The organism is Streptomyces sp. NBC_01232 (assembly GCF_035989885.1).
Taxonomy (GTDB): Bacteria; Actinomycetota; Actinomycetes; order Streptomycetales; family Streptomycetaceae; genus Streptomyces.
Map to the genome: position 1 here is coordinate 3,188,181 of NZ_CP108518.1, position 26,199 is coordinate 3,214,379.

Genomic DNA, 26,199 nt, shown 5'->3' on the forward strand with positions numbered 1-26,199 from the left:
GTCAGGACGACTCCCGGACCACCAGCCGGTTCGGCAGCACGGCGGCCGCCTCGCCCGTCTCCCCCGCGATCCTCCCCAGCAGCATCCTCGTCATGGTCCGGCCCATCTCCTCGATCGGCTGGCGGACGCTGGTCAGCGGCGGGTCCATGTGCCGGGCCACCACCGAGTCGTCGAAGCCGACCAGCGCCACGTCCCGCGGAATCCGGCGGCCGGCCGCGCGCAGCTCCCGCCGGGCGCCCGCCGCCATGACGTCGGAAGCGGCGAAGACCGCGTCGAGCGCGGGGCGGCGGGCCAGCAGTTCGCGCATCGCCCGCCGGCCGCCCTCCTCAGTGAAGTCCCCGACCGCGATCAGCGGCTCGTCGACGGGGTGTCCGGCGCCGGCCAGGGCCTGCCGGTAGCCGTCGAGCCGGCACTGGGCCCCGTACACGTCCAGCGGCCCGGTGATCGTGGCGATCGTGCGGCGGCCCCGGCCGAGGAGGTGGCGTACGGCCTCGGCCGCGCCCGCCAGGTTGTCGGAGTCCACACTGGGCAGGGTCTCGGCGGCGGAGCGGCGACCGCTGACCACCGTCGGGATGCCGAGCTCGGCGAGCAGCTCGGGCAGCGGGTCCCCGGCGTGCACGGACACCAGCAGCACGCCGTCGACGCGGTGCCCGGACAGGTACTGGGCGAGGCGGCGGCGCTCGCGGTCGCTGCCCGCCAGGGTGAGGACGAGCTGGACCTCGGTCTCGGCGAGGGCAGCGCCGACCCCGCGGACCACTTCGGAGAAGTAGGGCTCGGCGAAGAACCGCTCCTCGGGTTCGGGGATCACGAGGGCGATGGCGTCGGTGCGGTTGGCCGCGAGGGCGCGCGCGGCGCGGTTCGGTACGTACCCCAGCTCGGCCACGGCCGCCTCGACGGCGACCCTGGTGTGCTCGCTGACCTTGGAGGATCCATTGATCACCCGGGAGACCGTGCCGCGCCCGACGCCGGCGCGCGCCGCGACCTCCTCCAGGGTCGGTCGTCCCCCACTGCGCCCATGCCCGTTCATGGCTTCCTCCCGGTTGTGAATCTACCTCTTGACGACTGTGGGAGCGCTCCCACACTGTGTCACACGACACCTGGCACGTTTCGTCCTCCAGGGAGGAAGCACATGCGCGTCCGAGCCCGATCCCGAAGAACCCTCCTCACGACCGTCACCGCGGTGGGGGCGGCGGCCCTGCTGCTCGCGGGGTGCGCGCAGGACCCCGAGGAAGGCCCCGGCAAGGGGACCCCTGCCACCGGCAAGTCCGGCGGCGCCGCACAGACCACCCTCACCGTCGGCGTCTTCGGCGCCTTCGGGCTCCAGGAGGCCGGGCTCTACGACGAGTACATGGCGCAGAATCCCGGGATCCGCATCGAGCAGACCTCCATCGAGCGCAACGAGAACTACTACCCCCAGCTCCTCACCCACCTGGGCACGGGCAGCGGCCTCGCGGACATCCAGGCCGTCGAGGTCAACAACATCGCCGAGATCACCGCCACCCAGGCCGACAAGCTGGTGGACCTGGGCAAGGCCCCCGGCGTGGACAAGGCCGCGTACCTGCCATGGAAGTGGGCGCAGGGCACGGCGAGCGCGGCCAAGGGCGGGGCCACGGTCGGCCTCGGCACCGACATCGGCCCCCAGGGCATCTGCTACCGCAAGGACCTCTTCGAGGCGGCCGGACTGCCCAGCGACCGCGCGGCGGTCGGGGCGCTGTGGGCGGGCGACTGGAACAAGTACCTGGAGGCGGGCAAGGCCTACAAGGCGAAGGCCGGCGAGGGGAAGGCCTTCGTCGACTCTGCGTCGGGCGTGATGGCGGCAGTGACCGGCAGCAGCGCCCAGCGGTTCTACGACGAGCAGGGCAAGGTCGTCTACAAGACCAACCCGGCGGTGCGCGGGGCCTTCGACCTGGCGGCCTCCTTCGCTACCGACGGGCTGAGCGCCAAGCTCCAGCAGTTCACCCCGGGCTGGGACCAGGGCTTCTCCAACGGCTCCTTCGCCACGGTCTCCTGCCCGGCCTGGATGCTCGGCTACATCCAGGACAAGGCCGGCCCGGCGGGCAAGGACAAGTGGGACGTGGCGCAGGCGCCGAAGCCCAGCAACTGGGGCGGTTCCTTCCTGGTGGTCCCGAAGGCGGGCAAGCACGCCGAGGAGGCGGCGAAGCTGGCGGCCTGGCTGACGGCTCCGGCGCAGCAGGCGAAGCTCTTCGAGAAGCGGGGCAGTTTCCCGAGCGCGAGCGCCGCGTACAAGCTGCCGGCGGTGTCGGGTGCGCAGCACGCGTACTTCGGCGGCGCCCCGATCGGCGAGATCTTCTCGAAGGCGGCGGAGGGCGTGCCGGTGACGGTGGTCGGCCCGAAGGACCTGGTGATCGCGCAGAACCTGGCGGACATCGGGATGCTCCAGGTCGACCAGAAGGGCCGCAGCCCGCAGGAGGGCTGGGAGGCCGCGGTGAAGGCGATCGACAACGCCCTGGACCAGTGAGGCGCCGGTGACGGACGAGACGGCTGTTCTGTCCCCCTCCACCGTCGGCCCGGAGCGGCCGGCGGCGGAGGGGGGCGGCCGGGGCCGCCCGGGACAGGTGTGGCGCTCGCGCCGCTACCGCTGGGACCTGCGCTGGAGCCCGTACGCCTTCGTGGCGCCCTTCTTCCTCTTCTTCGCCGCCTTCGGGCTGTTCCCGCTGCTGTACACGGGCTGGGCGGCGCTGCACCAGGTGGAGCTGACCGATCCCGACAGCATGACGTGGGTGGGGCTGCGGAACTTCACCCGGCTGTGGGACGACGAGTTCTTCTGGAACGCGCTCCGCAACACGGTGACCATCGGTCTGCTGTCCACGGTGCCGCAGCTGGCGATCGCGCTGGGCCTGGCCCATCTGCTCAACTACCGGCTGCGGGGCTCCGCCTTCTTCCGGGTCGCGGTGCTCACCCCGTACGCGACCTCGGTGGCGGCGGCCACGCTCGTCTTCGTACTGCTCTTCGGCCGGGACTACGGGATGGTCAACTGGGCGCTGTCGGCGGTCGGTTTCGAGGCCGTCGACTGGCAGAACGGCACCTTCGCCTCCCAGCTCGCCGTCTCCACCATCGTGATCTGGCGGTGGACCGGCTACAACGCGCTGATCTACCTGGCGGCCATGCAGGCCGTACCGGCCGAGCTGTACGAGTCGGCCGCGCTGGACGGGGCCTCGCGCTGGCAGCAGTTCCTCCACGTGACGGTGCCCTCGCTGCGCCCGACGATCTTCTTCACCTGCGTCGTGTCGACGATCGGGGCGACCCAGCTGTTCGGCGAGCCGCTGCTGTTCAACGGCGGGGCGGGCGCGACGGGCGGCTCGGACCACCAGTTCCAGACGCTCGGGCTGTACCTGTACGAGCAGGGCTGGGTGAACCTGCACCTGGGGCGGGCCTCGGCGATCGCGTGGGCGATGTTCCTGATCCTGCTGCTGATCGCGGGTGCGGCGCGGCTGCTGCGCGGACGGAAGGACTCCCGATGAGAGCACTGCGCGCGGGCCGGCTCACGTACGTGGTGCTCGCCCTGTTCACGGCCGGCTCGCTCTTCCCGCTCGTGTGGACGGCGATCGCGGCCTCCCGGAACAGTACGCGGCTGGCCCAGACCCCGCCGCCGTTCTGGTTCGGCGGGAACCTGGGGCGCAATCTCCGGGTCGCGTGGACCGACGCCAACATGGGGGAGGCCCTGCTGAACACGGTGATCGTGGCGGGCACGGTCGCCGCGGGCACCGTGTTCTTCTCCACGCTCGCCGGATTCGCCTTCGCCAAACTCCGCTTCCGCGGCAGCCGGCCGCTGCTGGCGCTGGTGATCGGGACGATGCTGATCCCGCCGCAGCTGAGCGTGGTGCCGCTCTACATGCTGATCGCGAAGCTGTCGTGGACCGACCGGCTCCAGGCGGTGATCCTGCCGACGCTGGTGGGCGCGTTCGGGGTGTTCTTCATGCGCCAGTACCTGGTGCACGCGCTGCCGATGGAGCTGATCGAGGCGGCGCGTACGGACGGGGCGAGTTCGCTGCGGGTCCTGTGGCACGTGGTGTTCCCGGCGGCCCGGCCCGCCATGGCGGTGCTGGGGATGCTGACCTTCGTCATGGCCTGGAACGACTTCTTCTGGCCGATCGTCGCGCTGACCCAGAACGGCAGCCCGACGGTGCAGGTGGCCCTGACCGGGCTGGGCCGGGGCTACATCCCCGACCAGTCGGTGATCATGGCGGGCGCGCTGCTGGGCACGCTCCCGCTCTTGGCTGTGTTCCTCGTCTTCGGCCGCCAGATCGTCGGCGGCATCATGCAAGGAGCGGTGAAGGGATGACACGAATCCCGACGAACACGAACACGAACGCGACGGCGGACCCGGTCGTGGACCCGGTCGCGGACCCGGTCGCGGACACGGTCGCGGACACGAACGCCGTCCCGGACACGGACACCGGAGCGCGGGAACTCCGGTTCCCCGACGGGTTCCTGTGGGGCACGGCCACGGCGGCCTTCCAGATCGAGGGCGCCGCCGCCCTGCGCGGCCCGTCCATCTGGGACACCTTCTGCCGTACTCCGGGCAAGGTGCACGCCGGCGACACGGGCGACGTGGCCGCCGACCACCACCGGCTGTGGCGGGAGGACGTCCGCCTGATGGCCTCGCTCGGGCTGGGCGCCTACCGGTTCTCGGTGTCCTGGCCGAGGGTGCTCGCCGGCGGGATCGGCTTCTACGACGCGCTGGTCGACGAGCTGCTCTCGTACGGGATCAAGCCCTGCGTGACCCTCTACCACTGGGACCTGCCGCAGGAGCTGGAGACCGCGGGCGGCTGGCCCGAGCGGGAGACGGCGTACGCCTTCGCCCGGTACGCCGAACAGGTCGCGGGGGCGCTGGCCGACCGGGTGGAGCTCTGGACCACCCTCAACGAGCCCTGGTGCAGCGCCTTCCTCGGCTATGCCTCGGGGGTGCACGCCCCCGGCCGCACCTCCCCCGCCGACTCCCTGCGCGCCGCCCACCACCTCAACCTGGCCCACGGGCTGGCCGCGGCGGCCCTGCCCGCCGGGACCAGGGCGGGCATCGCCCTCAACCCCAGCGCGGTACGGCCGCTGACCGGCTCGGCGGCGAACCTGGACGCGGCCCGCCGGATCGACGCCCTGGCCAACCGGGTGTTCACCGGACCGCTGCTGCACGGGGCCTACCCGCAGGACCTGTTCGAGGACACCGCCGCGGTGACGGACTGGTCGTTCGTCCGCCATGGCGACGAGGCGCTGATCCACCAGCCGCTGGACTTCCTCGGGGTGAACTACTACACCCCGGCGGTGGTCTCGGCCGCCCCCGACGGCAACGGCCCGCGCGCCGACGGGCACGGGGCCGCGGCGCACTCCCCCTGGCCGGCCGCGGACACCGTCGCCTTCCACCAACCCCCCGGCGAGCGGACCGACATGGGCTGGTCGGTCGACCCGACCGGCCTGCACGATCTGCTGATGCGCTTCACCCGCGAGGCGCCCGGACTGCCACTGATGATCACCGAGAACGGCGCGGCGTACGCCACCGGTCTGCACGACCCGGAGCGCATCGGCTACCTGGAGGGCCACCTCGCGGCCGTGCACCGCGCCCTGGCGGACGGCGCCCCGGTCGAGGGCTACTTCCTCTGGTCGCTGATGGACAACTTCGAGTGGTCCTACGGCTACGGCAAGCGCTTCGGCATCGTGCACGTCGACTACGAGACCCAGGTCCGCACCCCGCGTTCCAGCGCCCACTGGTACGCCCGCCTGGCCCGGAAGGGAGGCTTCCTCACCTACGGGGACGAGGTGCTCTAGGTCCTGTCGTCAAAGTAGCGCCGGTCGGGCCCGCGGTGTCCGGCGCCGTGCATCGCGAGGCGGAGGGGCGCCCGAGTACTGGACGTACTTGGGCGCCCCGACAACGCGGCGAGGTGCGGTGCCGGGCGCCGCGGGCCAGGCGGGACTTCGACGACAGGACCTGGGCCGGGTGGCCGGGCGGGCTCAGCGGAAGGCCGGGGCCGAGCGGGCCGCCCAGTCCGCGAAGGGGCGGGGCGCCCGGCCGAGGATCTGCCGCACGGCCGGGCTCGGTTCCCTTTCGGCAGGCAGGGGTTCGCCGAGGATCCCGAGCGTGCCCTCCACGACCGGCTCGGGCATGAAGGCCAGCATCTGGGCGCGGGCCTCCTCCCGGGTCTGTTCGACGAAGCGGACGGGCTCGCCCAGGGCGGCGCCGATCGCCCCGGCGCGCTCCCTCGGGGTGACCGGGGCGGGCCCGGTGAGCTCGTAGGTCCGGCCCGCGTGGCCCGGCTCCCGCAGAACGGCGGCCGCCACTTCGGCGACGTCCGCCGGATCGACGACCGGGAGCCCGACGTCCGCGAAGGGTGCGGCGGCCGTGCGCGTCGTACGGATGCTCTCGGCCCAGGCGTAGGCGTTGGAGCCGAGGCCGCCGGAGCGCAGGACCGTCCACTCCAGGCCGCTGCGGCGGACGGCGTCCTCGAACCGCGCGGGGTGGGCGTAGACCTCCGGGCGGGTTCCGGCGCCCTGGGAGGAGAGCAGGACGACCCGGCGGATCCCGGTGGCGGCCGCGCGTTCGAGGATGCTCTGCGGGTCCTCTCCGGCGACGAGCAGGAACAGTGCGCCGGCCCCGTGCAGCGCGGGGGCGATGCTCTGCGGCTCGGCGAGGTCGCCGAGGTGGTGGCGGATCCCTTCGGGCAGCAGCCCCGGCCGCCGGGAGACGGCGGTGACCGCGTCACCGCCGGCGGCGAGGATCCGGATAAGTTCCCGTCCCACGTTCCCGGTCGCACCCGTCACTACGATCACGACGACCCCCCCTTGATCGACTCCCTCACCTGAGGGCCACCGGAGATGACGATGCACACAGGTGACGGGACATCCCCCGGCCGCACCACGCCCCCGCGCCCCCTGAATGTGGAGTCCCTCTTCCCCGGGCTCGCCGCGCACCGCCGCACCGCGACCCGGCTCCACCCGCGCCCCGGGACGCCCGGTCCGCACGACAGCCACGTCGGCGGGCCGCTGCTGTGGCCGGCCGGCGAACCGTGGCCGGTGTGCACGACCCCGCACCGCCGCGCCCCCGGACCGGAACCACTGCCGCTGCTCGCCCTGGCCCAGCTCCGCACGCAGGACGTGCCCGACCTGCCGGCCGGGCCGGACGGCTGCGATCTGCTCCAGGTCTTCTGGTGCCCCTTCGACGCCCACGGGCCCACCGGATACGGCATGTACGTGCACCTGCGGTGGCGCCGGGCGGCGGAGGTCCGCTCGGTGGCGGCGCAGCAGCCGAGGCCCCCGGCCGTCGGCTTCGACGGGTATCTGCCCGAGCCGTGCGTCCTGCACCCGGAGCAGGTCACCGAGTACCCGTACATCGAACTGCTCACCGGGGAGCTGGGGGCGGCGGTCGAGGAGTGGGAGGACGCCCAGGAGGAGGCCGCCTACGAGGCCGAGGAGGAAGCCCGGGAAGAGGACGAGGAGGACGGCGGGGAGGACCGGCCGCCGACCTACCAGAGCGATCTGTCCGTCGCCCCGGGCTGGAAGGCCGGCGGGCACGCGGCCTGGAACCTCACCGGGCCGGGCGCCATGGACTGCGACGCCTGCGGGAGCCCGATGGAGCTGCTGCTGACCGTCGCGACGAACGAGTGGCACGCCGACAGCAGGAGCTGGATCCCGCTGGAGGACGGGCCGCGGAACCCGACCGGCGTGGTCGTCGGCAACCATGGCAGGCTCAACGTCTTCGCCTGCCCCGGCGATCCGGCCCACCCGCACGGCTTCAGCGTGCAGTAGGACTTCCGGGGCGCGGGTCCCCGTACTAGCGTCCCCGGGCAACGGGCAACGCAGTGCGCCGGAGACACGGGTGGGTCGGCGTGCGGATGGAGGCTGTCCGTGACCCTGCCCGTTTCCGCGCCCCCGCGCCCGCCCGCCGGTTTCCGCGCCGTGCTCGCACTCGGCGGTACCGCGCTGCCCCTCTACGCGTTCCTCGCCCGGCTCCCCGCCGCTCTGTGCCCCATCGGAACGCTCCTGCTCATCAACGCCCGCGACGGCATCGGCGACGCCGGCACGGTGGCCGCCGCGCTCTGGCTCGGCCAGGCCCTCGGCGGCCCCGTCATCGGCCGGCTCGCCGACCGGCGCGGCCACCGCCCGGTGCTGCTCCTCGCCTGCGGTGCGAACGCCGCCGTGCTGTGCGCCCTCGTCGCGGCCGTCCTCGGCGGTCTGCCGCTGACCGCCCGCATCGCGCTCGCCGTCGCGGCCGGCCTCACCGTCCCGCAGGTCGGCCCGCTGGCCAGGGCCCGTTGGGCGCGGCTGGCCGGCGCGGACCGCAAGCTGCTCGGCTCGGCCCTGTCCTTCGACACCACCCTGGACGAGGTCGGGTTCATGGTCGGCCCCGCACTGGCCGGCATCCTGGCCGTCACCGTGCACCCGGCCTCGGCGCTCGTCCTCGCCGCCGCGCTCATCCTGGTGTTCGGCACCCTCTTCGCGGTGCATCCGACCGCTCCGGGCCCGGTCGCCCCGGCCCCGGGCGCACGGGCCGGCGTACGGCTGTGGTCGCCCGGGCTGGTCCTGCTGTGCGTACTGGCCGTCCTGCAGGGGGCCGCGTGGAGCGGGGCCAACACGGGGGTCAACGCGCTCGCCGAATCCCTCGGCGAGGCGGGCGCGGCCGGGCTGGTGTGGGCCGCCATGGCCGTGACCAGCTCGGTCGCCGGCTTCGTCACGGTCGCCCGGCCCGGGTCGGCGGACCTGACCGTACGGCTGCGGTGGACGATCGCCGCCCAGGCCGTCCTCACCCTGCCGCTGCTGGTGGTCTCCGGGCTCTGGGGGGCCGCCCTCGCCGTCGCGGGGATCGGACTGGCCGTGGCCCCGCACCTGATCGCGCTGTTCGGGCTGGTGGAGAGGACCGGGCCGGCCGAGCGGATGGGCGAGGCCATGACGGTGGCCGGCAGTGGCCTGATCCTCGGTCAGGCGCTGGCGGCGGCCGCCTCCGGACCACTGGCGGACGCCTACGGACACCGGGCGGCGTTCGCCGTTTCGTGCGCGGCGGTCACCGCCTCCGCCGTGCTGGCGATGGCCACGGCGAGGACGACGGCGTACGGGAAGGGCCGCTAGCCGGGCACGTCAGGAGGAGGACCGCATCGCCGCCAGGCCCTTGGCCAGGTCCTCGGCGTTCATCACGGGGGCGACCTCGACCTCGGCGTTGAACTGCAGGAACAGGTCCTCCATCAGCGCCGGCATGTGCGAGCTGTCCTGGAGGTCGAAGACGATCCAGCAGGAACGCACGCCCTCGTGCAGGCCGAAGTAGGCCGCCTCCGGCTTCAGCTTCTCCATCAGCTGCTTCATCCCCTGGGGCAGCGCGCCGGTCTTGATGCCCTCGTTGGTGGCGGCCGTGTCCATGTGCGCCCTGAGCATGACTCTCATGCGTGGCTCCTTCCGTCACGCCCACCCTCGGCGCGGTCCGGGGGCGCGGCAACATTTGCGCCCCCGTCCGGGCCGGTTCATCGCACGGCCGGCGGACGGCACGGCGGAAGCAACCGGCCGAAGCGCCAGGACCTCCCGGAGTGCGGTCAGGCGCGCGGTCGGGCGCCCTGGATGTGGAAGTTGAAGTCGGCGTGCCCGAGCCGGCCCATCAGCGTCAGCCAGACCGGCAGCAGCATCTCGACGCCGCGCGCGGTCTCGATCCCGCCGAGGTCCAGGATGCAGTCCGGCGGCCACCCGAAGGACTGCAACAGCTCGCGCACGCTGCTCTTGGCGTCCTCGTCGTCCCCGGACAGGAAGACGTGGTGGTCGCCGGGCACCCGGGCCGGATCGACCATCACCGCGCAGTTCATGGTGTTCAGCGTCTTGACCACCCGCGCGCCCGGGAAGGTCCGCTGGATCAGCTCTCCCAGGCTGTCGCTGTTGGCGGGGTCGAGCACGGGCGGCCACCCGCCGGAGAAGTCGAGCGGATTGGCGAGGTCGATGAGCACCTTGCCGTCCAGGTGCCCGGCGCCCGCCGCGGTCAGCACCTCGATGCTGACCCGGCCGCCCGTGGCGTTGACGAGGACCTCGCCCGAGCGGGCCGCCTCGGCGAAGGTCGCCAGCCCCGCCCGGGGATGCCCGGCCTGCCAGGCGGCGTACGGCTCGACCGGGGCCCCGCTGCCCGCCGGTCCGGTGCGGGCCAGTGTGGCGGCGGGGTCACGGGTGCCGAGGACCACGTCGTGCCCGAGGGAGAGGAGCCGTTCGGCCAGCGTCCGGCCCACCGCCCCGGTGCCGAGGACTGCGTAGCGCATTGCGGAAGTCCTTTCGCTCGCGGGCCCGGTCAGCCCTGCAGTCCGATGTCGCGGAAGAACCGGTAGCCCTTCGGGGCGTCCGGGAGGAACCAGTGGAAGCCCTCCTCCAGGAAGACCGCCAGCAGGCTCACGGCGATGACCAGGCCCAGGAACCACAGCGCGCCCAGGCCCGCCGTGCGCAGCGCGCCCGGCCGGACCGCGGGGACGGCGCGGTCGGTCGTCGCGTGGGCGAAGGCCAGGGCGATGCCGATGGCGACCACCGACACCTGGAAGAGGATCCACGCCCAGACGTACAGGTGCAGGCCGAACACCTCGCTCCCGTACCCCTTGTCCCCCGGCAGGATGTGCAGCATGGTCTGCCGCCAGGACGCGAAGGAGCCCCCGATCGACGCGACCAGGGACAGGCCCCAGCCCGTCATGTAGGCGCGGCCCGTCACCGTGCCGCTGATCAGCGCCGCGCGGATGATGTACGCCGCGCCCAGGGCGGCCAGCAGCATGAACATCCGCTGCGCGACGCACAGCGGGCAGGGGACGTCCCCCGCGCCGAACTGCTGGTAGAGGCCGCCCAGGACGACACCCGTCCAGCCGACGGCGAAGGAGCAGGCGAACCAGTACTGGACCCGGCCCAGCAGGCCGCTCTCCGGCGGGGCGTCCGGCACGAGGCTGTGCATCGTCGCGGCCACGGTCAGTAGCTCAGTTTCAGGGCGAGACCGCTGGTGATGTGGTGCGCCGTCAGCAGGGTGACGGCGATCAGCACCGCCCACCACGCTCCGAGCACGACCATCCGGGACGCGCCCCGGTACAGGGCGATCAGCGTGGCGAGGAGCCCGCCGAAGATCAGGGTGTCCATGCCGCGGACCGTACCGAGACGGCGACATCACGCCTGCGAGGCGCGCCCCCGGTTACGTCGGTTGCCGCGTCGGCCGCGGCCGGCGCGGCCCGCTCCGGGCCCGCCGAGGGTCCGGCCGTCCAGGCCGATCCAGACCCGGACCTCGGTCCCGCCGAGCACAGAGCGCCCCAGCCGTACGTCGCCGCCGGTCGACTCCGCGACCCGGCGCACGATGTCCAGGCCCAGGCCCGTCGACCCGTCGCGGCCGCCGTCGTTGCCGCGGCGCAGGGCGGCGTCCGGGTCCTCGATGCCGGGACCCGCGTCCGAGACGAGCACGATCACCGCGTCGCCCGCGTCGTGCACGTCCACCGCGAAGGGGGTGCCCTCGGGGGTGTGCCGGAAGACGTTGCCGAGCATGGCGTCGAGGGCGGCGGCGAGCTCGGGCCGCGCCACGGGGATCCGTACCGTACGGTCCACCCCGGCGAGCCGGACCTCGCGGCCCTCGTCCTCCGCGAGCGCCGACCAGAAGCCCATCCGGTCGCGGATCACCTCGGAGGCGTCGCAGCCCGCGCCGGCCCCGGCGCCCGGGCCGGTGGCGGGGCGCTGCTCCCGGGCCGTGCGGATGATCGTGTCGACCTCGCGCTCCAGCTGCTCCACGGCCGCCCGGGTCTGTTCGGCGGCCGGACCGTCCCCGAGCGAGGCCGTGTTGAGCCGCAGCACGGTCAGCGGGGTCCGCAGCCGGTGCGAGAGGTCGGCGGCCAGTTCCCGCTCGTTGGCGAGGAGTTCGACGACCTGGTCCGCCATCGCGTTGAACGCGACGGCCGCGGACCGGAGTTCCTTCGGCCCGTCCTCGGGCACCCGGGCGCCGAGCCTGCCCTCACCGAGCTGGTGGGCCGCGTCCGCGAGCCGTTCGGCGGGCCGGACCAGCCGGGCGCCGAGCCGGTCGGCGACCCCGACCGAGCCGATGATCAGTGCCAGCCCGACGCCCGCGAGCACCAGCCATGCGGTCCCGACGCCGTTGCTGACTTCGCTCTCGGGTACGAAGATCTCCACCACGGCGATGTCGCCGGACCCGAGCGCGGTCGGCTGGAGGAGCGCCGAGCCCCCGCCCGCCACCTTGGCCGTCGTGGCCCGCCCCATCCGCCGGGTCTCCGCGACGGTGTGCTCCCCGGCCCGGCTCTCGCCGATGTTCACCGGCGGGCTGTCGCCGATCGCGGGCACGTGGACGGCCATCCGCCGGGCGGCGCCCATCTGGGTGGACTCCACCGCCTTCTGCAGCTGCACGGGGTCGGTGGTGATGGACAGCGTCGGCCCGATGGTGGCGGCCTGCCGTTCGGCGTTGGAGAAGGCACGGTCGCTGGCCATTTCCTGGACGACGAGCCCGAGGGGTACGGCGAAGGCGACGACCACCATGGCCGTCACCGCGAGGCACACCTTGACCAGGGCCCATCTCATCGCGCGCTCACCGGGGCGGCTCCAGCTTGACCCCGACCCCCCGCAGCGTGTGCAGGTAGCGCGGCCGGGCGGCGGTCTCGCCGAGTTTGCGGCGCAGCCAGGACAGGTGGACGTCGATGGTCTGGTCGTCCCCGTACGACTGCTGCCAGACCTCGGCGAGCAGTTCCCGCCGGGCCACGACCACCCCGGGGCGCCCGGCGAGGAAGGCCAGCAGGTCGAACTCCCGCCGGGTGAGGTCCAGTACGGCGCCGTCGAGCTCGGCCTGGCGGCGCAGCGGGTCGATGGCGAGCCCGCCGACGCGCAGGACGCGCGAGGGCGGCTCGGCCCCGGCGGCGGCCCGGGAGCGGCGCAGCACGGCGGCCATCCGGGCGGAGAGGTGTTCCACCGAGAAGGGCTTGGTCAGGTAGTCGTCGGCGCCGTCGTTGAGCAGCCGGACGATCTCGGCCTCGTCGTCGCGCGCGGTCGCGATGATCACGGGTACGTCGGTGATGCCGCGCAGCATCTTGAGCGCCTCCGACCCGTCCAGGTCGGGCAGTCCGAGGTCGAGGATGACCACGTCGAAGCGGTGGTGCGCGACCTCGCGCAGGGCCTCCAGGGCCGTGCCGACGCTCCGCACGGTGTGCGAGGCCTCGGTCAGGTGCCGGATGAGGGCGGAACGTACGAACTGGTCGTCCTCGACCACGAGCACACTTGCCATGGCCCGCACCGTAGTCCATCCGGGCGACCCAGCGGGGTGTCGGGCCACACTTGGGGCGGGTGGTGCAGTATGTGCCCTGATGCGACGAGGACTTCTTCATGCCATGGCTTGGACGCTGGCGACCGGGGCGGCGGTGACGCTGTCGTGGTGGGGCGTGCACACCGTCATGTCGGGGACGGCCTACGATCCACCGCTCGCTGTGCCCCTGGCCACCAAGCCGCTGTCCTCCTCGACGCACGAGGCGAAGGCGTCCCCGACCCCGTCGGCGTCCGCCTCCCCGTCGCCCTCCGGGTCGGCCGGGCCGGACCCGTCGCCGACCGCCGGGGCGACCCCCGGGACGTCGCAGAAGCCCTCGCCCTCCGCCGGCACGGACCGGCCGGCGGAGGGCGGGGCCTCGGACTCGGGCAAGGTGCAGGCCTATCCGGTGTCCGGCGGCCGGGTCACCCTCTCGCTGGGCGCGTCCACAGCCGAGCTGGTCTCGGCCACCCCGGCGGCCGGGTGGCGGATGCAGGTGTGGAAGCAGGACTACCTGATCCGCGTCACCTTCACCCGGGACGGCCAGGAGGTCTCGGTGTTCTGCACCTGGTACAACCACCCGCCGCTGGTGGAGATCGTCGACCCCTGAGGCCGCCCCTCGGAGCGTACCGGCCTAGGCCGGAACGGTGCCGACCAGCACGAACTCGTTGTACGGGAAGACCTTGCCCATCGGGCGGGGGAAGGGGAAGGAGTAGGTCCGCCGGACGGCGATCCCCGCCTTGCCTGCGTGGCCGCGCAGCTCCTCGAAGCCGACCCAGCGGACGTGGGTGGCGTCGGTCTTGTAGCCGAGCTCCTGCGGGGTGATCATGACGACCGAGCCGCCCGGCCGGACCAGCGGAAGGTACTGCTCCAGCAGCGAGCCCGCGGTCTCCTCGTCGATGTGCTCCAGCACGTGCGCGATCAGCAGGCTGTCGAAGGATCCGGGCCCGCAGTCCGGGGCGGCGGCCAGCTCGTCGGGGGTGAAGGCGTTCAGTCCGCGCTCACGGCAGGTCTGCACCGAGTGCGGATTGTGGTCGACGCCGACGCTGTCGGGTCCGCAGTTGAGCAGGTTGCGCCCCAGCCCGCAGCCGACGTCCAGGACCCGGCCCAGCTGCAGCCGCTGCAGGTTCCACCGGTAGGGGGCCTGCGTGGGCACGAACCGCTTGATCCCGGACTGCTCCAGGCGGGCCAGCCGCTTGGTGTAGTCGGAGGAGGCGGTGCTGGGGGTGGACGGGCTGCCCGAGGTCGGAGCACCGGAGGTTGCGGGGGAATCAGACATTGCTTTTGCCGTCTCCTGAACGCGTCGTAGAAGGGGCGAACCTCCCAGGGGCTTACAGGCTACGCAGAGCGGCCGCTCACCGGGAGTCCTCCGGCGATCTTTATCTGCGAGAGCCCCGTCCGTACCGGGCCGGCTACCGGAAGACCGAGGGCGGCGGCTGCGGCGAGGCCACCGCAGAGGCGTCCGCGACCGGTGCGGCACCGCCCGCGAAATCGGCCAGCGCCCGGCCGTGCTCGACCCGGCCCGGGTGCGGATCGCTCGCGACCCGGCGGGTGAATTCCGCCACGGGCAGCTCACGGTCGGCAGCCACCAGGACGGCATTGCCGAAACGTTTCCCTCGCCAGACTACCGGGTCGGCCGCCAGCGCCAGCTCCGTGAACCGGGACGCGGCCGTCGCGATCTGCCCCCGCAGATGGGTCAGCGGCGGACCGTCCGCCAGGTTCGCCACATACCACCCGGTGGGCGCCAGCGCACGGCGTACGTCGTCCAGGAACTCGGTGCTCGTCAGGTGCGCCGGGGTACGGGCCCCGCTGAACACGTCCGCGATCACCAGGTCCGCCCAGCCGTCCGGGACCTTGGCCAGCCCCGCCCGCGCGTCCACCGCCCGGACCCGGACCCGCGCCTGCGGATCCAGCGGCAGGTGCTCCCGTACGAAGGCCACCAGGGCGGCGTCGATCTCCACGATCTGCTGGGTGGAGCGAGGACGGGAGGCGGCGGTGTAGCGGGCGAGGGTGAAGGCGCCGCCGCCCAGGTGCAGCACGTTCAGGGGCTGCCGGGCGGGCGCGACGAGATCGATCAGATGACCGATCCGCCGCTGGTACGCGAAGTCCAGGTACCCGGGATCACCCAGGTCCACGTGCGACTGCGGAGCTCCGTCGATCAGCAGGGTCCAGGCCCCGGCCCGCTCCCGGTCCGGCTCCAGCTCCGCCCGGCCGCCGTCCACCTGCCCGACGACCGCCTCGGCGCTGCCGCGTCCGCGCTGCTTGCCCTTGTTCCTGTCCTTGCCTGCCACCACCCCATTGTGACGGGCGGCGGCACACCCCGACGGCTTCAGCGGCAGTTGTCCGCGGCCTCGATCAGCCGGGCCGCCTCGCCGAGCGCCGCGCGCAGCACCTCCGGATCGGTGACCGGCCCGACGGCTTCCGGCGGGAGCAGCCAGCCGGTGGCTCCCGCGTTGGGCGAGATCCCGTCGCCGAGGCGCAGCCCCCGCCCGTTGGTCTGCGTACACGCGCTGCCCGGCAGGTCCCAGGCGTCCGCGGTGCCGGACGGGACGAGGAAGCCGAGGGTGTCGCCGGATCCGTCGTGCAGGACGGGCCCGACCCCACCGGCCTGGCTGGCGGCGCGGCGGATGATGTCCACCGCCTCCAGCCCCTGCCGGGTGGGAACGGTCACCAGGTCCAGGTCCGGGGCCGCGCCGGGCTCGGACGCGGTATTCGTTCCAGTGCTCTCCATGCCGCCCTCCACCAAGGGAACCCCTCCTCGATCCGTATCCGCATGGGTTCAACGCACGGGAACGTCAACGGGTGCGGTGGCAAGACGCCGCAAAGGATGGCAGTTCATGGCGGATCGCGGGTGAGATATCCGTTTTGTAGCCAAACATCGCATGAACACCCTGTCACTGGCGGTACGTTCATGCGCGCCGGACCCCACGTCACAGCCCCGGTGCAGCGTTCCTTGCCAGAGAGGCCACGTCCATGGCGGCGTTCCCCCACTCACCCAACTCCACGTTCCGGCGGCTGCGCGGGCAGCACTCCCCGGCCGAGTTCGCTGCCCTGGTGCGCAGGGCCGCGAAGGAAATCGGAGAAACGGTTTCCTGCGATGCGCGCTACATCGGCCGCGTCGAGTCCGGCGAGATCCGCTGCCCCAACTACGCCTACGAGCGCGTCTTCCTCCACATGTTCCCCGGCCGCGCCCTGGCCGATCTCGGCTTCTCCCCCCGCGAGAGCGTCCGAGGCCGCTCGGCCCACCGCGATCCCGCCCCCCTCTCCGTGCCCACCCCCCGATCCCCTTCCGGTTCCAGTTCCAGTTCCAGTTCCAAGGAGAGCGACGTGTTGCGTCGCGCGTTCATGGCGGGCGGCTCCGCGACCGTGGCGGCCGCCACGCTCAGCCTCACCCTGCTCGGCGACACCCGCCGGATCCCCTCCCGCGCCGGCGAGTCCGAGGCCGTCGCCGTCGAGGACGCGGTACGCCAGATCCGCCTGCTGGACGACCGGCACGGCGCCGATGCCCTCTACCGGCGGGCCGCCGAACCCCTGCGCACCGCCTACGCACTGCTCGACGCGGGAGCCACCCGGCAGTCCACCGAGGACCGGTTGCACTCGGGCGCCGGCGAACTGGCCGTCTCCGTCGGCTGGTTGGCCCACGACTCCGGCCGCTTCGACGACGCCCGCTCGCACTACGCGGAAGCCCTGGCGACGGCCCGGGTGGCCCGGGACGCAGGCCTGGAGGCGCACGCCTTCAGCAACATGGCCTTCCTGGCCCGGGACTGCGGCCGCTCCCGCGAGGCGGTACGGGCCGCCCAGGCGGGCCGCCGCGCCGCCCGCTCCCTCGGTTCCCCGCGGCTGCTGTCGCTGCTCGCGCTGCGGGAGGCCGGCGGGTGGGCGGGGCTGGGCGACCGCAAGGCCTGTGAGGAGTCGCTGACCCGGGCGCACACGGAATTCTCCCGGGGCGAGTCGGACGACGACCCCGAGTGGATGTCCTTCTTCGGGCAGGCGGAGCTGGAATCCCTGGAGGCGCGGTGCTGGTCGGCGCTCGGCGAGCACGCCCGCGCGGCGCGGCACGCCCGCCGCGCGGCCGACCTCCAGGACCCGCACTTCGCCCGGAACGTGGCCCTCTACACCGCCGAGCTGGCCGGTGACCTGGCCCGCGCGGGTGCCCCCGACGAGGCCGCGTGGGCGGGGGGCCGCGTACTGGACCTCCTGGCCGAGGTCCAGTCCACCCGCATCCGCTCGATGCTGGCGGAAACGGCCGCCACCCTCGTCCCCCACCAGCGCTCCCCCCGCGTCTCCACATTCCTGACCCGCGTCGCGGCCCGCCCGGGCCCGGGGGGCGCCTGAACGCCGGTGCCCTGCGGGTGGCTCGGCGGTGCCCGTCTGCGCGGGCCTGTCCCGGCCCGGGGGGCGCCTCTGCCCTGCGGGCGGGCTCGGCGGTGTGCGGCGCGGCCGCGTTCCGCCTCGGGCCGCGCCTCAAACGCCGGCGGGGCTGGTGGTGTGGGGCGGTGCCCCGCACGAGAGTCTCCTCGGCCGGTGCCCTCCCGGCGGGCTCGGCAGTGTGCGGCGCGGCCGCGTTCCGCCTCGGGCCGCGCCTCAAACGCCGGCGAGGCTCGGTGGTGTGGGGCGGTGCCCCGCACGAGAGTCTCCTCGGCTCGGCGCACGCGGGCCCGTCACGGACAGGCGGCCGCGGTCGCGCGCTCGTCCTCCGGGGACCCTCCTACGTGTCCCCACCCCACGACAGAGCTTCGGCAGTGCCAGCCGTTCCCCCGTGGGCCGCTCCGGCGGAGGGCAGAGGGGACGTGGCGGGGTGTCCCCGCAGGACGAGCGCGCAACCCAGGCCATACAGCTGGACCCCCGCCGCAGGCGCGAGCCGAGGAGATACCCCGGCACGGCACCACGAACCGACCCAGCCGACAAACCCGCACACCCCAGCCCCGCCGGCGATTGAGGCGCGGCCCGAGGCAGAACCCGGCCGAGCAGCCCGCAGGGCAGAGTCGCCGCCCGCCGCACACCGCCGAGCACCCGGCACGGACACCGCCGAGCCGCCCGCAGGGCACCCGGCGCAGCCCGCGGCAGAACCCGGCCGAGCAGCCCGCAGGGCAGAGGCGCGGCCCGAGCCGCACACCGCCGAGCAGCCCGCGCATCCCAGCCCCGTCGGCGATTGAGGCGCGGCCCGAGGCAGAACCCGGCCGAGCCGCACACTGCCGAGGCGCCCGCACCCCCCAGCCCCGCCGGCGATTGAGGCGCAGCCCGAGGCAAGGGCGGCCCGAGCCGCACATCGCCGAGCCGCCCGCAGGGCACCCGGCAGAACCCGGCCGAGCAGCCCGCAGGGCAGAGGCGCGGCCCGAGCCGCACACCGCCGAGCTCCCGGCAGGGACACCGCCGAAGCCCAGTGTTAAACGTCCAGGTGGCCCGTGTCGTTCCAGCGTTCCAGGGCCGGCGCGCCGTACGCCCAGCCCAGGACCGACAGGGAGGTCGGTTCCAGGCGGATCCTGGCGCCGAAGGAGGCTTCGAGGCCGAGCCAGCGCGCGGCCAGCGTGCGCAGGATGTGGCCGTGCGCGAAGACCAGGACGTCGCGCTCCGCCGAGCGGGCCCAGGCGACCACCTCGTCCGCGCGGGCCGCGACGTCGGCGACGGACTCACCGCCCGGAACGCCGTCGCGCCAGATCAGCCACCCGGGCCGGACCGCCTGGATCTCGGCCGGGGTCATGCCCTCGTAGTCGCCGTAGTCCCATTCCATCAGCGTGTCCCACGGCTCGGCCCGGGCGCCGAAGCCCGCCAGGTCGCAGCTCTCGCTCGCGCGGACCAGCGGGCTGGTGCGGACCTCCACTCCGGGCAGTGCCCGCCACGGGTCGCGCGCCAGCCGCTCGCCGAGCAGCTTCGCGCCCTGCTTGCCCTCCTCCAGCATCGGCACGTCCGTGCGTCCGGTGTGCTTGCCGAGCTGGGACCACGCCGTCTGGCCGTGGCGGGCCAGCAGGATGCGGGGGGCCATGTGTTCTTCTCCCGGTTCGTGATTCCCTCGTCCGTCCATCATCCATCACGCGAACACGGGCCCGCGCCCGCCCGCATCCGACCCCGCGCGCCCCGCCCGCACCCGCCCCCACCGCCGGTTTTCGCGCTAAGTCCACGATTGTCAGTGGCGGATGGGACACTTCCGCGGGTGAGCTCCTACCCGCCCAGCAGCCCCGCGCAGCCGACGTCGCTGCGGCAGCGGCTCGCCGGTCTGCGCGGCCCCGCCGTGCCGCCCCGCCCGCTCGACGCCCGGGCACTGGCGGCCCTCGCCGCCAATCCCGGCTGCGGCAGACGCGCCCTGCTCGACGGCGCCGGCGTGGACAAGACGGCCCTCGCCACGGCGCTCGGCTCCCCCGCCTCGTTCGGGCAGTCGCAGTTCGCCATAGTCCGCGGGAACTCCTTCGAGGCCAAGGTCAAGGGCGACGGCGGGACCGAGCTGCTGCGGCTGGTCCACGCGCACCTCGCGCCCGCGGCCGAGCCCCCCGGTCCCGGCGCCCGCGTCCCCGACCTCGCCGCGGCCGGGCCCGAGGGCCGTGCCGCCCGGACCGCGCTGGCCCTGCGCGAGGCCACCTCGGCGAAGGACTGGACGCTGCTGGACCACCCGATGCTGGCGCTGGAGGTGGCCGGCACCCCGGCGTACCTGGAGCCCGACGCCGTCGTCGTCCACCCCGACGGCCGCTGGACCGTCGTGGAGATCAAGTCGTTCCCGATGATCGACGGCGCCGCCGACGCGGCGAAGGTGGGCGCCGCCGCCCGCCAGGCCGCCGTGTACGTGCTGGCCCTGGAGAAGACCGCCGAGAAGCTGCCCCGCGCCGAGGTCGGGCACACGGTGCTGCTGGTCTGCCCCAAGGACTTCTCGAACCTGCCGACCGCCTCCCCCGTCGACATCCGCCGCGAACGTTCCGTGACCCGCCGCCAGCTGGACCGGCTGACCCGTGTGGAGGAGCTGGCCGCCGCGCTGCCCGAGGGCGTCAGCTTCGATCCGGCGACCCGGACCGCCGAGGAGCTCGCCCTGGCGGTGTCCGCGGTGGACGCCTCCTACGCCCCGGAGTGCCTGGCCGCCTGCGAGCTCGCCTTCCACTGCCGTGACCGGGCCCGCGCCGCCGACCACGTCACCGCGCTGGGCCGGTCCGTGCGCGGTGAGCTGGGCGCGCTGACCACCGTCGAGGCCGCCCTCGAGGCGGCCGCCGGGGCCGGCTGCGCCGGGGATCCGACCGCCGCCGCACTGAACCGCGCCGCCCGGCTGCGCGCCGAGGCCCTGGAACTGGCCGCCGCCCGTCCGCCGCACCACGCTCCGGAGACCCCCGCATGCCCCTGCTGAGCACCCTGGCCCGGCTGGAGGCCGTACGCGCGGGCCGCGCCCAGCCGCTCGCGACCGTGCGGCACCGCCATCTGAGCGAGCGCCCGATGGTCCTCGTGCCGCTGACCACGGCCGGTGAGGCGGGCGCCCCGCTGGGCGCCATGGTGGGCACCGACCGGCACGAGCCGCGGGTGTTCGTGATACCCCAGCCGCGCGACCGCGACCGGCGCTGGGCCTTCCTGGCGGACCTCGCGGTCCAGGTGCTGGCCCACATCGACGCGTACGCGGACGCCGTGGAGCCTGCCGAGCGCAGCGAGACCGACCCGGAGACGGGCAAGCGGGTCAAGGTGGAGACCGAGCTGTGCGTGGATGCGCCGCAGCTGATCGTGCCGAGCCGGGCGGGCATCGAGTACGTACGGCTGCTGGGCCGGTCGATGCGGTTCCGGCGCACGGCCGAGGAGGACCCGGACAATCCGTATCCGGCGCCCTCGCAGGTGCCGATGCTCGGCCGCTGGTTCACCCACCTCGGTGAGCGCTCGCGGGTGCCGGGCTCCTCGATGCTGCTCTCGGCCACCGATCTGCTGTCGCGGCACTGGGCCACCGGCCAGAGCAATCTGGAGGACCAGCACCTGGGTGCGCTCCTGGGCTGGATCGATCCGCCGGAGGGCCGGTCGGGCGCCGAGGAGGCCCACCGGGCCGAGCTGGGCCGCGACAAGGACGGCCAGCTGCTGTGTCCGCCCGCCGGTCCGGCCACCGACCCGGCCTTCGACAACAAGCTGCTGGCCCCGGCGATCGCGCGCTACGACGCGGCGCGCGCGGCCCCGGCGGCCGGGCCCGGGGACGACGAGGAGCGGGTCCGGGCCGCCGAGCGGGAAGTTCACCGGCTGGTGGCGTCCCAGCTGTCGGGCACCTGGCGGATGACGTGGGAGGCCATCGACCTGCTGCGCACCCTGCCGCCGGGCGAGCGCGCGGAGGAGCGCTGGACGCGTGACCGCTGGTCCTACACCGGCCACCGGGACCGGGTACGGGCGGGCGAGCCGCCTCAGCCTCGCCGCGACGACGCGGTGACGGCGGCCCAGAAGCTGGCCACGCGGGAGACCGAGCAGGTGCGGCTCGATGCCCAGGAGGCGCTGGACGACCCGCTGGTGATGGCGGGCCGGCGTCTCGCGGGCGAGGCCTTCGCCGGTGAGGTGACCGACGTGGTCATGGAGTGGACGGAGTCGAAGCGGCCGAGCCCCCGCCCGCTGGTGACGGTGGCGACGGAGGACCGGCCGCAGCTCGCGGACGGGGGCGGCGCGAAGGTGTTCCGCTCGCTGGACGGGCGTCCGCAGAGCGCCCGGTTCGTACGCTTCGAGGAGGACGGGCAGGTGGTGCTGCGGCTCCTGGACAAGATGGGCCGCGGCCGGGATCCCGAGCCGGGTTCGGTGCCGGAGAAGGGCGACCGGGTCTGCTGGACGCTCTTCGAGCACGACGCGCGCGGCGGTCCGAAGCTCCCGGAGCCCGAGCAGACCCCGTGGACGCACGGCGGCCCGCCCGGGAGCGCGGGCGCCCTTCCCCTGCCCGACACCGTGACCGACGAGGACCTGCTGTGACCACGACCGCACCCTTCGATCCGGGTGCGGCGGCCGCCCGGGCGACCGCAGCGATCCTGGCCGACACCCTGCACGGGTCCGAGCGGGGGGTGGTCGTCGACTCCCCGCCCGGGGCCGGCAAGTCCACTCTCGTGGTCCGCGCGGCCCGGGAGCTGGCGGCCGCCGGCCGCCGGCTGATGGTGGTGGCGCAGACGAACGCGCAGGTCGACGACCTGGTGCTGCGTCTTGCCGACAAGGATCCGGGGCTGAAGGTGGGCCGGCTGCACAGCAGTGACGGCGATGCCTACGATCCGGCGCTGCGCGAGCTGCCCTCGGTCACCCTGTCGGCCAAGCCGGGGGATCTGGCGGAGCTGCCGATCACGATCTCGACGGCTGCGAAGTGGGCGTTCGTCAAGGACGTCGAGCCGTGGCAGCACGCCATCGTCGACGAGGCGTACCAGATGCGTTCGGACGCGCTGCTGGCCGTGGCCGGGCTGTTCGAGCGGGCGCTGTTCGTGGGCGACCCGGGGCAGCTGGACCCCTTCAGCGTGGTGGGCGCGGAGCAGTGGGCGGGCCTGTCCTACGATCCCTCCGCCTCGGCGGTGAGCACCCTGCTCGCGCACAATCCGCAACTGCCGCAGCACCGGCTGCCGGTGTCCTGGCGGCTCCCGGCGACGGCGGCTCCGCTGGTCTCCCGCGCCTTCTACCCGTACACGCAGTTCCGCAGCGGTACGGGCCCGGGCGAGCGGCGGCTGTCGTACGGGGTGCCGTCGGACGGGTCGGGTCCGGACCGGGTGCTGGACGAGGCGGCGGAGGCGGGCTGGGGTCTGCTGGAGCTGCCCGCGCGGCACACTCCGCGCACGGATCCGGAGGCGGTGGGGGCGGTGGCCCTGGTGGTCCGCCGGGCCCTCGACCGCGGGGCGGTGACCTCCGACGAGCAGTCCCCGGGTCCGGCTCCGCTGACGGCGGACCGGATCGCGGTCGGCACGGCCCACCGCGACCAGGCGTCGGCGGTGCGCTCGGCGCTGGCCTCGCTGGGGGTCACGGGGGTGACGGTGGACACGGCGAACCGGCTCCAGGGCCGCGAGTACGACCTCACCGTGGTCCTGCACCCCTTGTCGGGCCGGCCGGACGCGACGGCGTTCCACCTGGAGACGGGCCGCCTGTGCGTCCTGGCCTCCCGGCACCGGCACGCGTGCGTGGTGGTGGCCCGGGCGGGGATAGCGGAACTGCTGGACGACCATCCCTCGACGGAACCGGTCCAGCTGGGGGTGACGGTGAAGTTCCCGGACGGCTGGGAGGCGAACCATTCGGTGCTGGCCCATCTGGCCGAGCACCGGGTGTCCTGGCGGCCCTAGGTCTCGTCGATCAGGCTGGAGCCCGTCCGCCGGCTCCGAGGCCCCGCTGTCGTGCGCCGGATCAGCTCTTGCGCCGGGCGCCCAGCCGTTCGCGGAGCACCTCGCCGACCTCGGCGAGGGTGTGCAGCTGCTGTGGCGTCAGGATGTCGATGAGGTGGCGGCGTACGGATTCGACGTGGAGCGGGGCGGCCTGCGTGATCATGGTGACGCCGGCCGTGGTGAGGACGACCTCCGCACCGCGGCCGTCGGAGGCCACTTCCTCGCGGCGGACGATGCCGCGTTGCTCCATACGGGTGAGCTGGTGGGACAGCCGGCTGCGTGACCAGCGCATCAGCTCGGCCAGTGCGCTGATGCGCATGCGGTGGCCGTCCGTGGAGCCGAGGACCGAGAGCACGTCATAGTCGGCTTCGGAGAGTCCGCTGTCCTGGTTGAGATCGCGTGCGATCTCCGCGTTGACCAGCGGGAACATCCGCCGCCACGCATACCAGGCGTCCTGTTCGGACTCGGTGAGCCAGCGGGGCCCGGGCTCCGTTGCGGGGGTCATGCCCGCCACTGTAGCCACGTCGGTGACACATCACTTATCTGGTTGACATGTCACCCAGATCCTGGATTCTATTAGGTGACACATCAACAACCACGCCGACCGAAAGTGCTCACCATGACCCGGCCGACCCGCCTGCACGTCATCTCCGCCGCCACCCGCCCCACCTCCTCCGGCCGCCCCCTCGCCCAGTGGGTCGCCGAGCAGGCCCGCGAGCGCGACGGCTTCGACGTCACCCCCGTCGACCTCGCCGAGATCGCCCTGCCCTTCCTCGACGAACCCGAATACGCCTCCACCGGCAATTACGCCCATCAGCACACCCGCGACTGGAGCGCCCTGGTCGACTCGGCCGACGCCTTCCTCTTCGTCCTGCCGATGTACAACGGCGGCTTCACCGCTCCCTTCAAGAACGCCATCGACTTCCTCTACAACGAGTGGAAGGGCAAGGCGGTCGGCATCGTCAGCTACAGCGCCGGCCCCACCGGCGGCGCCCCGGCCGCGGAGATGCTGCTGCCCGTCCTCACCCGGCTCGGCATGCTGCCCGCCGAGCGCTCCGTCGCGATCCCCGGCATCCCCAAGCTGATCGGACCCGAGGGCTTCCGGGCGCCGGAGCCGCTCGCGGGCGAGCTCGCAGGCGTCCTGGACGACGTGGCCGAGCTGGCGGCCCGGCGCGCCGAGGAGGCCGTCACGGTGTGAGCGCGTGAGGCGTGCGACTGACAGCCGGTCAGCACGATGCGGACCGGGCAGGGCGCGCCGCGCACGGCCGCCCGGCGATCCCGGTCCGCGCCTCGTCGCGTTCGAACGCGCGAGGCCGCCCGGCGACGGGTCCGGCGGCCCCCGATCCGCGGCCGGGCAGCCCGGGATCCCGGCGCGGACACCGGCGCCGGCCGGCCATCCGTGCGACTCCCCCGTCACCGAAACCGCCGGCCTGCTCCTGCATCCCACGGGCCGTACAGGTGTTCCCGCCCGTCGCGCAGGGGTCTTGCGCGGCGTTGGACAATGGACGGTGGCCCGGAATCAATTCGCACGCGCAGCAGGAGGACACGCATGGCAGAGCCCGAGCGGACCGAGCGGCGGCTGCGGCCGGCGCCGCTGCTCTTCGAGCCCTCGGAGTCCGTGGCGGACCCGGAGCACTTCTTCGACCTGGAGTCGATCGAGGACCCGCGCGAGCTGCTGGCCCGCGCGACCGAGCTGACGCTGGCCTTCCGGGCCGCGCAGGAGCGGGCGGTGGAGTTCCAGGCCCTGGCGGCGGCCCAGCTGGCCGATCCGCGGCGGTTCGACCGGCTCTCGCCGGCGCTGATCGCCGAGCAGGCGGAGTGGACCGAGGACTACGCCCTCAAGATGATCGAATTCGGCGAGACCCTCCAGCGCGGCACCGGCACCGACCTCACGTAGAGGTGTCCGCGCACGGCGAATCGGCATATGCGGGGCGCAACATACTCCAGCGACACCCTCCCTGTCCCGATTTTCGTGACTCCGGGGAGCTGAATCGCTACGGCGGGTAGACCTTGGCATATGACGACGCTGACGACGGCTCCTCTCCGCACCGCGCCCGCCACCCACGTCACCCCGCAGGGCGCAGCCTGGCTCACCTCCGCCTCCGCCCACCCGCGGCACACGCTCGCACTGTGGGAGGCGCGGCCGGGGCTGCCCGCCACGCTGCCCTGCGGGGATCCCTTCGACGTCGTCAACGTCCCGCTCGTGCTCGGGCGGCGCATCCTGGACCTGCTCTGGGCCGAGGGCCCCGGCTCCGGGCCGGTCGCCGTGCACCGCGGCCGGATGCTGCTGTTCGCCGCGCCCGGCACCGCGCACCGGCTGCCCGCCCTGCTGGCGTGGGAGGAGTGGGGAGGCTCCCGCACGGCCCCGGCGCCGCTCTGCCACGGCCGCGGCGACGCCGTCACCGTGCCGCCACTGGCCGCCACGCCCGGGCCCTCCCGGTGGCTCGTGGCGCCCGACGCGCGCCGGCCCCGGCTCCCCGGGCCGGAAGCCCTGCTCTGGGCCTTCGTACGGGCGTCCCGCACCCCCGCACCGACCGGACCTGGGGATATCGATTTTTCGTTCCGCGGATCCTCCTGCTAATGTCTTCCTCGTCAGCAAGCGCCGCTAGCTCAGTTGGTTAGAGCAGCTGACTCTTAATCAGCGGGTCCGGGGTTCGAGTCCCTGGCGGCGCACAGACGGAAGAAGGCCTCCACGCGAGT

At 73.8% G+C, this 26,199-nt stretch carries 26 protein-coding genes, 1 tRNA gene and 1 pseudogene; 15 read left to right on the forward strand and 13 right to left on the reverse strand.

The window, feature by feature from the left end; all coding sequences use genetic code 11:
- Position 1: 1 nt before the first annotated feature.
- Complete coding sequence (locus tag OG444_RS14720) at positions 2–1,027, reverse strand: LacI family DNA-binding transcriptional regulator (RefSeq protein ID WP_327262611.1); 1,026 nt, start codon at positions 1,025–1,027, stop codon at positions 2–4.
- A gap of 102 nt (positions 1,028–1,129) precedes the next feature.
- Here OG444_RS14720 and OG444_RS14725 point away from each other — a divergent pair, with 102 nt between their 5' ends.
- From OG444_RS14725 to OG444_RS14740, 4 genes are read left to right on the forward strand one after another with little or no spacing between them, the layout of a single operon-like run.
- The gene (locus OG444_RS14725; protein WP_327262612.1) at positions 1,130–2,479 is read left to right on the forward strand and encodes an ABC transporter substrate-binding protein; all 1,350 of its coding nucleotides are present in this window, start codon (positions 1,130–1,132) and stop codon (positions 2,477–2,479) included.
- 7 nt (positions 2,480–2,486) lie between these two features.
- On the forward strand, positions 2,487–3,482 hold the full coding sequence (locus OG444_RS14730; RefSeq protein WP_383199065.1) for a carbohydrate ABC transporter permease: 996 nt from the start codon (positions 2,487–2,489) through the stop codon (positions 3,480–3,482).
- A complete protein-coding gene (locus tag OG444_RS14735; protein ID WP_327262613.1) occupies positions 3,479–4,303 on the forward strand; it encodes a carbohydrate ABC transporter permease in 825 nt (274 codons plus the stop codon). The genes OG444_RS14730 and OG444_RS14735 overlap by 4 nt, the downstream gene beginning before the upstream one ends.
- Positions 4,300–5,781 carry a GH1 family beta-glucosidase gene (locus tag OG444_RS14740; protein WP_327262614.1) on the forward strand — a complete coding sequence of 494 codons (1,482 nt, stop codon included), beginning with the start codon at positions 4,300–4,302 and terminating at the stop codon, positions 5,779–5,781. The genes OG444_RS14735 and OG444_RS14740 overlap by 4 nt, the downstream gene beginning before the upstream one ends.
- 183 nt (positions 5,782–5,964) lie before the next feature.
- Here the strand turns inward: OG444_RS14740 and OG444_RS14745 are convergent, their stop codons facing one another.
- Positions 5,965–6,780 carry an SDR family oxidoreductase gene (locus tag OG444_RS14745; protein WP_327262615.1) on the reverse strand — a complete coding sequence of 272 codons (816 nt, stop codon included), beginning with the start codon at positions 6,778–6,780 and terminating at the stop codon, positions 5,965–5,967.
- Positions 6,781–6,825: 45 nt separating this feature from the next.
- Between OG444_RS14745 and OG444_RS14750 the strand changes: the two genes are divergently transcribed.
- Both OG444_RS14750 and OG444_RS14755 read left to right on the forward strand, forming a co-directional pair.
- A complete protein-coding gene (locus OG444_RS14750) occupies positions 6,826–7,755 on the forward strand; it encodes a hypothetical protein (RefSeq protein ID WP_327262616.1) in 930 nt (309 codons plus the stop codon).
- 99 nt (positions 7,756–7,854) lie between these two features.
- On the forward strand, positions 7,855–9,072 hold the full coding sequence (locus OG444_RS14755; RefSeq protein ID WP_327262617.1) for an MFS transporter: 1,218 nt from the start codon (positions 7,855–7,857) through the stop codon (positions 9,070–9,072).
- A gap of 9 nt (positions 9,073–9,081) precedes the next feature.
- Here the strand turns inward: OG444_RS14755 and OG444_RS14760 are convergent, their stop codons facing one another.
- From OG444_RS14760 to OG444_RS14785, 6 genes are all read right to left on the reverse strand, one after another.
- Positions 9,082–9,381 (reverse strand): DUF3303 family protein, encoded by a 300-nt coding sequence (locus OG444_RS14760; protein WP_327262618.1) that lies wholly within the window; start codon positions 9,379–9,381, stop codon positions 9,082–9,084.
- Positions 9,382–9,527: 146 nt separating this feature from the next.
- Positions 9,528–10,232 (reverse strand): NADPH-dependent F420 reductase, encoded by a 705-nt coding sequence (locus tag OG444_RS14765; protein WP_327262619.1) that lies wholly within the window; start codon positions 10,230–10,232, stop codon positions 9,528–9,530.
- A gap of 29 nt (positions 10,233–10,261) precedes the next feature.
- Positions 10,262–10,915 carry a disulfide bond formation protein B gene (locus OG444_RS14770; RefSeq protein WP_327262620.1) on the reverse strand — a complete coding sequence of 218 codons (654 nt, stop codon included), beginning with the start codon at positions 10,913–10,915 and terminating at the stop codon, positions 10,262–10,264.
- A gap of 2 nt (positions 10,916–10,917) precedes the next feature.
- Positions 10,918–11,082, reverse strand: coding sequence for a DUF5993 family protein (locus tag OG444_RS14775; protein ID WP_314252606.1), 165 nt, complete (start codon positions 11,080–11,082; stop codon positions 10,918–10,920).
- Positions 11,083–11,109: 27 nt separating this feature from the next.
- The gene (locus tag OG444_RS14780) at positions 11,110–12,516 is read right to left on the reverse strand and encodes a sensor histidine kinase (protein WP_327262621.1); all 1,407 of its coding nucleotides are present in this window, start codon (positions 12,514–12,516) and stop codon (positions 11,110–11,112) included.
- Between the two features lie 7 nt (positions 12,517–12,523).
- Positions 12,524–13,213 carry a response regulator transcription factor gene (locus tag OG444_RS14785; RefSeq protein WP_327262622.1) on the reverse strand — a complete coding sequence of 230 codons (690 nt, stop codon included), beginning with the start codon at positions 13,211–13,213 and terminating at the stop codon, positions 12,524–12,526.
- A 79-nt stretch (positions 13,214–13,292) separates the two neighbouring features.
- Between OG444_RS14785 and OG444_RS14790 the strand changes: the two genes are divergently transcribed.
- Entirely contained in the window at positions 13,293–13,838 is a 546-nt protein-coding gene (locus OG444_RS14790) for a hypothetical protein (protein ID WP_327262623.1), read from the forward strand.
- A gap of 24 nt (positions 13,839–13,862) precedes the next feature.
- On the opposite strand, the gene OG444_RS14795 is transcribed toward OG444_RS14790, so the two are convergent.
- The 3 genes from OG444_RS14795 to OG444_RS14805 form a co-directional block, all read right to left on the reverse strand.
- Entirely contained in the window at positions 13,863–14,507 is a 645-nt protein-coding gene (locus OG444_RS14795) for a class I SAM-dependent methyltransferase (protein ID WP_327262624.1), read from the reverse strand.
- Positions 14,508–14,640: 133 nt separating this feature from the next.
- Complete coding sequence (locus OG444_RS14800) at positions 14,641–15,519, reverse strand: spermidine synthase (protein WP_327262625.1); 879 nt, start codon at positions 15,517–15,519, stop codon at positions 14,641–14,643.
- Positions 15,520–15,557: 38 nt separating this feature from the next.
- Positions 15,558–15,959: a hypothetical protein gene (locus OG444_RS14805; RefSeq protein WP_327262626.1), complete on the reverse strand. Its 402-nt coding sequence runs from the start codon at positions 15,957–15,959 to the stop codon at positions 15,558–15,560.
- Between the two features lie 242 nt (positions 15,960–16,201).
- Between OG444_RS14805 and OG444_RS14810 the strand changes: the two genes are divergently transcribed.
- Positions 16,202–17,563 (forward strand): tetratricopeptide repeat protein, encoded by a 1,362-nt coding sequence (locus tag OG444_RS14810; protein ID WP_327262627.1) that lies wholly within the window; start codon positions 16,202–16,204, stop codon positions 17,561–17,563.
- A gap of 1,051 nt (positions 17,564–18,614) precedes the next feature.
- Here the strand turns inward: OG444_RS14810 and OG444_RS14815 are convergent.
- Positions 18,615–19,211, reverse strand: a complete 597-nt coding sequence (locus OG444_RS14815; protein WP_327262628.1) for a histidine phosphatase family protein — start codon at positions 19,209–19,211, stop codon at positions 18,615–18,617.
- 168 nt (positions 19,212–19,379) lie between these two features.
- Between OG444_RS14815 and OG444_RS14820 the strand changes: the two genes are divergently transcribed.
- The 3 genes from OG444_RS14820 to OG444_RS14830 are packed head-to-tail and all read left to right on the forward strand — an operon-like array spanning position 19,380 to position 23,460.
- Positions 19,380–20,552, forward strand: a complete 1,173-nt coding sequence (locus OG444_RS14820) for a hypothetical protein (RefSeq protein WP_327262629.1) — start codon at positions 19,380–19,382, stop codon at positions 20,550–20,552.
- Positions 20,540–22,123 (forward strand): hypothetical protein, encoded by a 1,584-nt coding sequence (locus tag OG444_RS14825; RefSeq protein ID WP_327262630.1) that lies wholly within the window; start codon positions 20,540–20,542, stop codon positions 22,121–22,123. Before OG444_RS14820 ends, OG444_RS14825 begins: the two co-directional genes overlap by 13 nt.
- The gene (locus OG444_RS14830) at positions 22,120–23,460 is read left to right on the forward strand and encodes an AAA domain-containing protein (protein ID WP_327262631.1); all 1,341 of its coding nucleotides are present in this window, start codon (positions 22,120–22,122) and stop codon (positions 23,458–23,460) included. Before OG444_RS14825 ends, OG444_RS14830 begins: the two co-directional genes overlap by 4 nt.
- Positions 23,461–23,521: 61 nt before the next feature.
- Here OG444_RS14830 and OG444_RS14835 read toward each other — a convergent pair whose 3' ends face one another.
- Positions 23,522–24,004 (reverse strand): MarR family winged helix-turn-helix transcriptional regulator, encoded by a 483-nt coding sequence (locus OG444_RS14835; protein WP_327262632.1) that lies wholly within the window; start codon positions 24,002–24,004, stop codon positions 23,522–23,524.
- A 114-nt stretch (positions 24,005–24,118) separates the two neighbouring features.
- On the opposite strand from OG444_RS14835, the gene OG444_RS14840 reads away from it, so the two are divergent.
- The 4 genes and pseudogenes from OG444_RS14840 (at position 24,119) to OG444_RS14855 (ending at position 26,172) form a co-directional block, all read left to right on the forward strand.
- Positions 24,119–24,697 carry an NADPH-dependent FMN reductase gene (locus OG444_RS14840; RefSeq protein WP_327262633.1) on the forward strand — a complete coding sequence of 193 codons (579 nt, stop codon included), beginning with the start codon at positions 24,119–24,121 and terminating at the stop codon, positions 24,695–24,697.
- 351 nt (positions 24,698–25,048) lie between these two features.
- A complete protein-coding gene (locus OG444_RS14845) occupies positions 25,049–25,396 on the forward strand; it encodes a hypothetical protein (RefSeq protein ID WP_327262634.1) in 348 nt (115 codons plus the stop codon).
- A gap of 120 nt (positions 25,397–25,516) precedes the next feature.
- Positions 25,517–26,108, forward strand: a pseudogene (locus OG444_RS14850) (bifunctional DNA primase/polymerase).
- Positions 26,099–26,172: transfer RNA gene (locus OG444_RS14855), tRNA-Lys, on the forward strand. Before OG444_RS14850 ends, OG444_RS14855 begins: the two are co-directional and overlap by 10 nt.
- Positions 26,173–26,199 lie beyond the last annotated feature (27 nt).

Coding starts and splice junctions, on each gene's coding strand:
- OG444_RS14720 (WP_327262611.1), bottom strand. CDS start 1,027: ATGAACGGGCATGGGCGCAGTGGGGGACGACCGACCCTGGAGGAGGTC.
- OG444_RS14725 (WP_327262612.1), top strand. CDS start 1,130: ATGCGCGTCCGAGCCCGATCCCGAAGAACCCTCCTCACGACCGTCACC.
- OG444_RS14735 (WP_327262613.1), top strand. CDS start 3,479: ATGAGAGCACTGCGCGCGGGCCGGCTCACGTACGTGGTGCTCGCCCTG.
- OG444_RS14740 (WP_327262614.1), top strand. CDS start 4,300: ATGACACGAATCCCGACGAACACGAACACGAACGCGACGGCGGACCCG.
- OG444_RS14750 (WP_327262616.1), top strand. CDS start 6,826: ATGACGATGCACACAGGTGACGGGACATCCCCCGGCCGCACCACGCCC.
- OG444_RS14760 (WP_327262618.1), bottom strand. CDS start 9,381: ATGAGAGTCATGCTCAGGGCGCACATGGACACGGCCGCCACCAACGAG.
- OG444_RS14765 (WP_327262619.1), bottom strand. CDS start 10,232: ATGCGCTACGCAGTCCTCGGCACCGGGGCGGTGGGCCGGACGCTGGCC.
- OG444_RS14775 (WP_314252606.1), bottom strand. CDS start 11,082: ATGGACACCCTGATCTTCGGCGGGCTCCTCGCCACGCTGATCGCCCTG.
- OG444_RS14780 (WP_327262621.1), bottom strand. CDS start 12,516: ATGAGATGGGCCCTGGTCAAGGTGTGCCTCGCGGTGACGGCCATGGTG.
- OG444_RS14785 (WP_327262622.1), bottom strand. CDS start 13,213: ATGGCAAGTGTGCTCGTGGTCGAGGACGACCAGTTCGTACGTTCCGCC.
- OG444_RS14790 (WP_327262623.1), top strand. CDS start 13,293: ATGCGACGAGGACTTCTTCATGCCATGGCTTGGACGCTGGCGACCGGG.
- OG444_RS14795 (WP_327262624.1), bottom strand. CDS start 14,507: ATGTCTGATTCCCCCGCAACCTCCGGTGCTCCGACCTCGGGCAGCCCG.
- OG444_RS14805 (WP_327262626.1), bottom strand. CDS start 15,959: ATGGAGAGCACTGGAACGAATACCGCGTCCGAGCCCGGCGCGGCCCCG.
- OG444_RS14810 (WP_327262627.1), top strand. CDS start 16,202: ATGGCGGCGTTCCCCCACTCACCCAACTCCACGTTCCGGCGGCTGCGC.
- OG444_RS14815 (WP_327262628.1), bottom strand. CDS start 19,211: ATGGCCCCCCGCATCCTGCTGGCCCGCCACGGCCAGACGGCGTGGTCC.
- OG444_RS14825 (WP_327262630.1), top strand. CDS start 20,540: ATGCCCCTGCTGAGCACCCTGGCCCGGCTGGAGGCCGTACGCGCGGGC.
- OG444_RS14835 (WP_327262632.1), bottom strand. CDS start 24,004: ATGACCCCCGCAACGGAGCCCGGGCCCCGCTGGCTCACCGAGTCCGAA.
- OG444_RS14840 (WP_327262633.1), top strand. CDS start 24,119: ATGACCCGGCCGACCCGCCTGCACGTCATCTCCGCCGCCACCCGCCCC.
- OG444_RS14845 (WP_327262634.1), top strand. CDS start 25,049: ATGGCAGAGCCCGAGCGGACCGAGCGGCGGCTGCGGCCGGCGCCGCTG.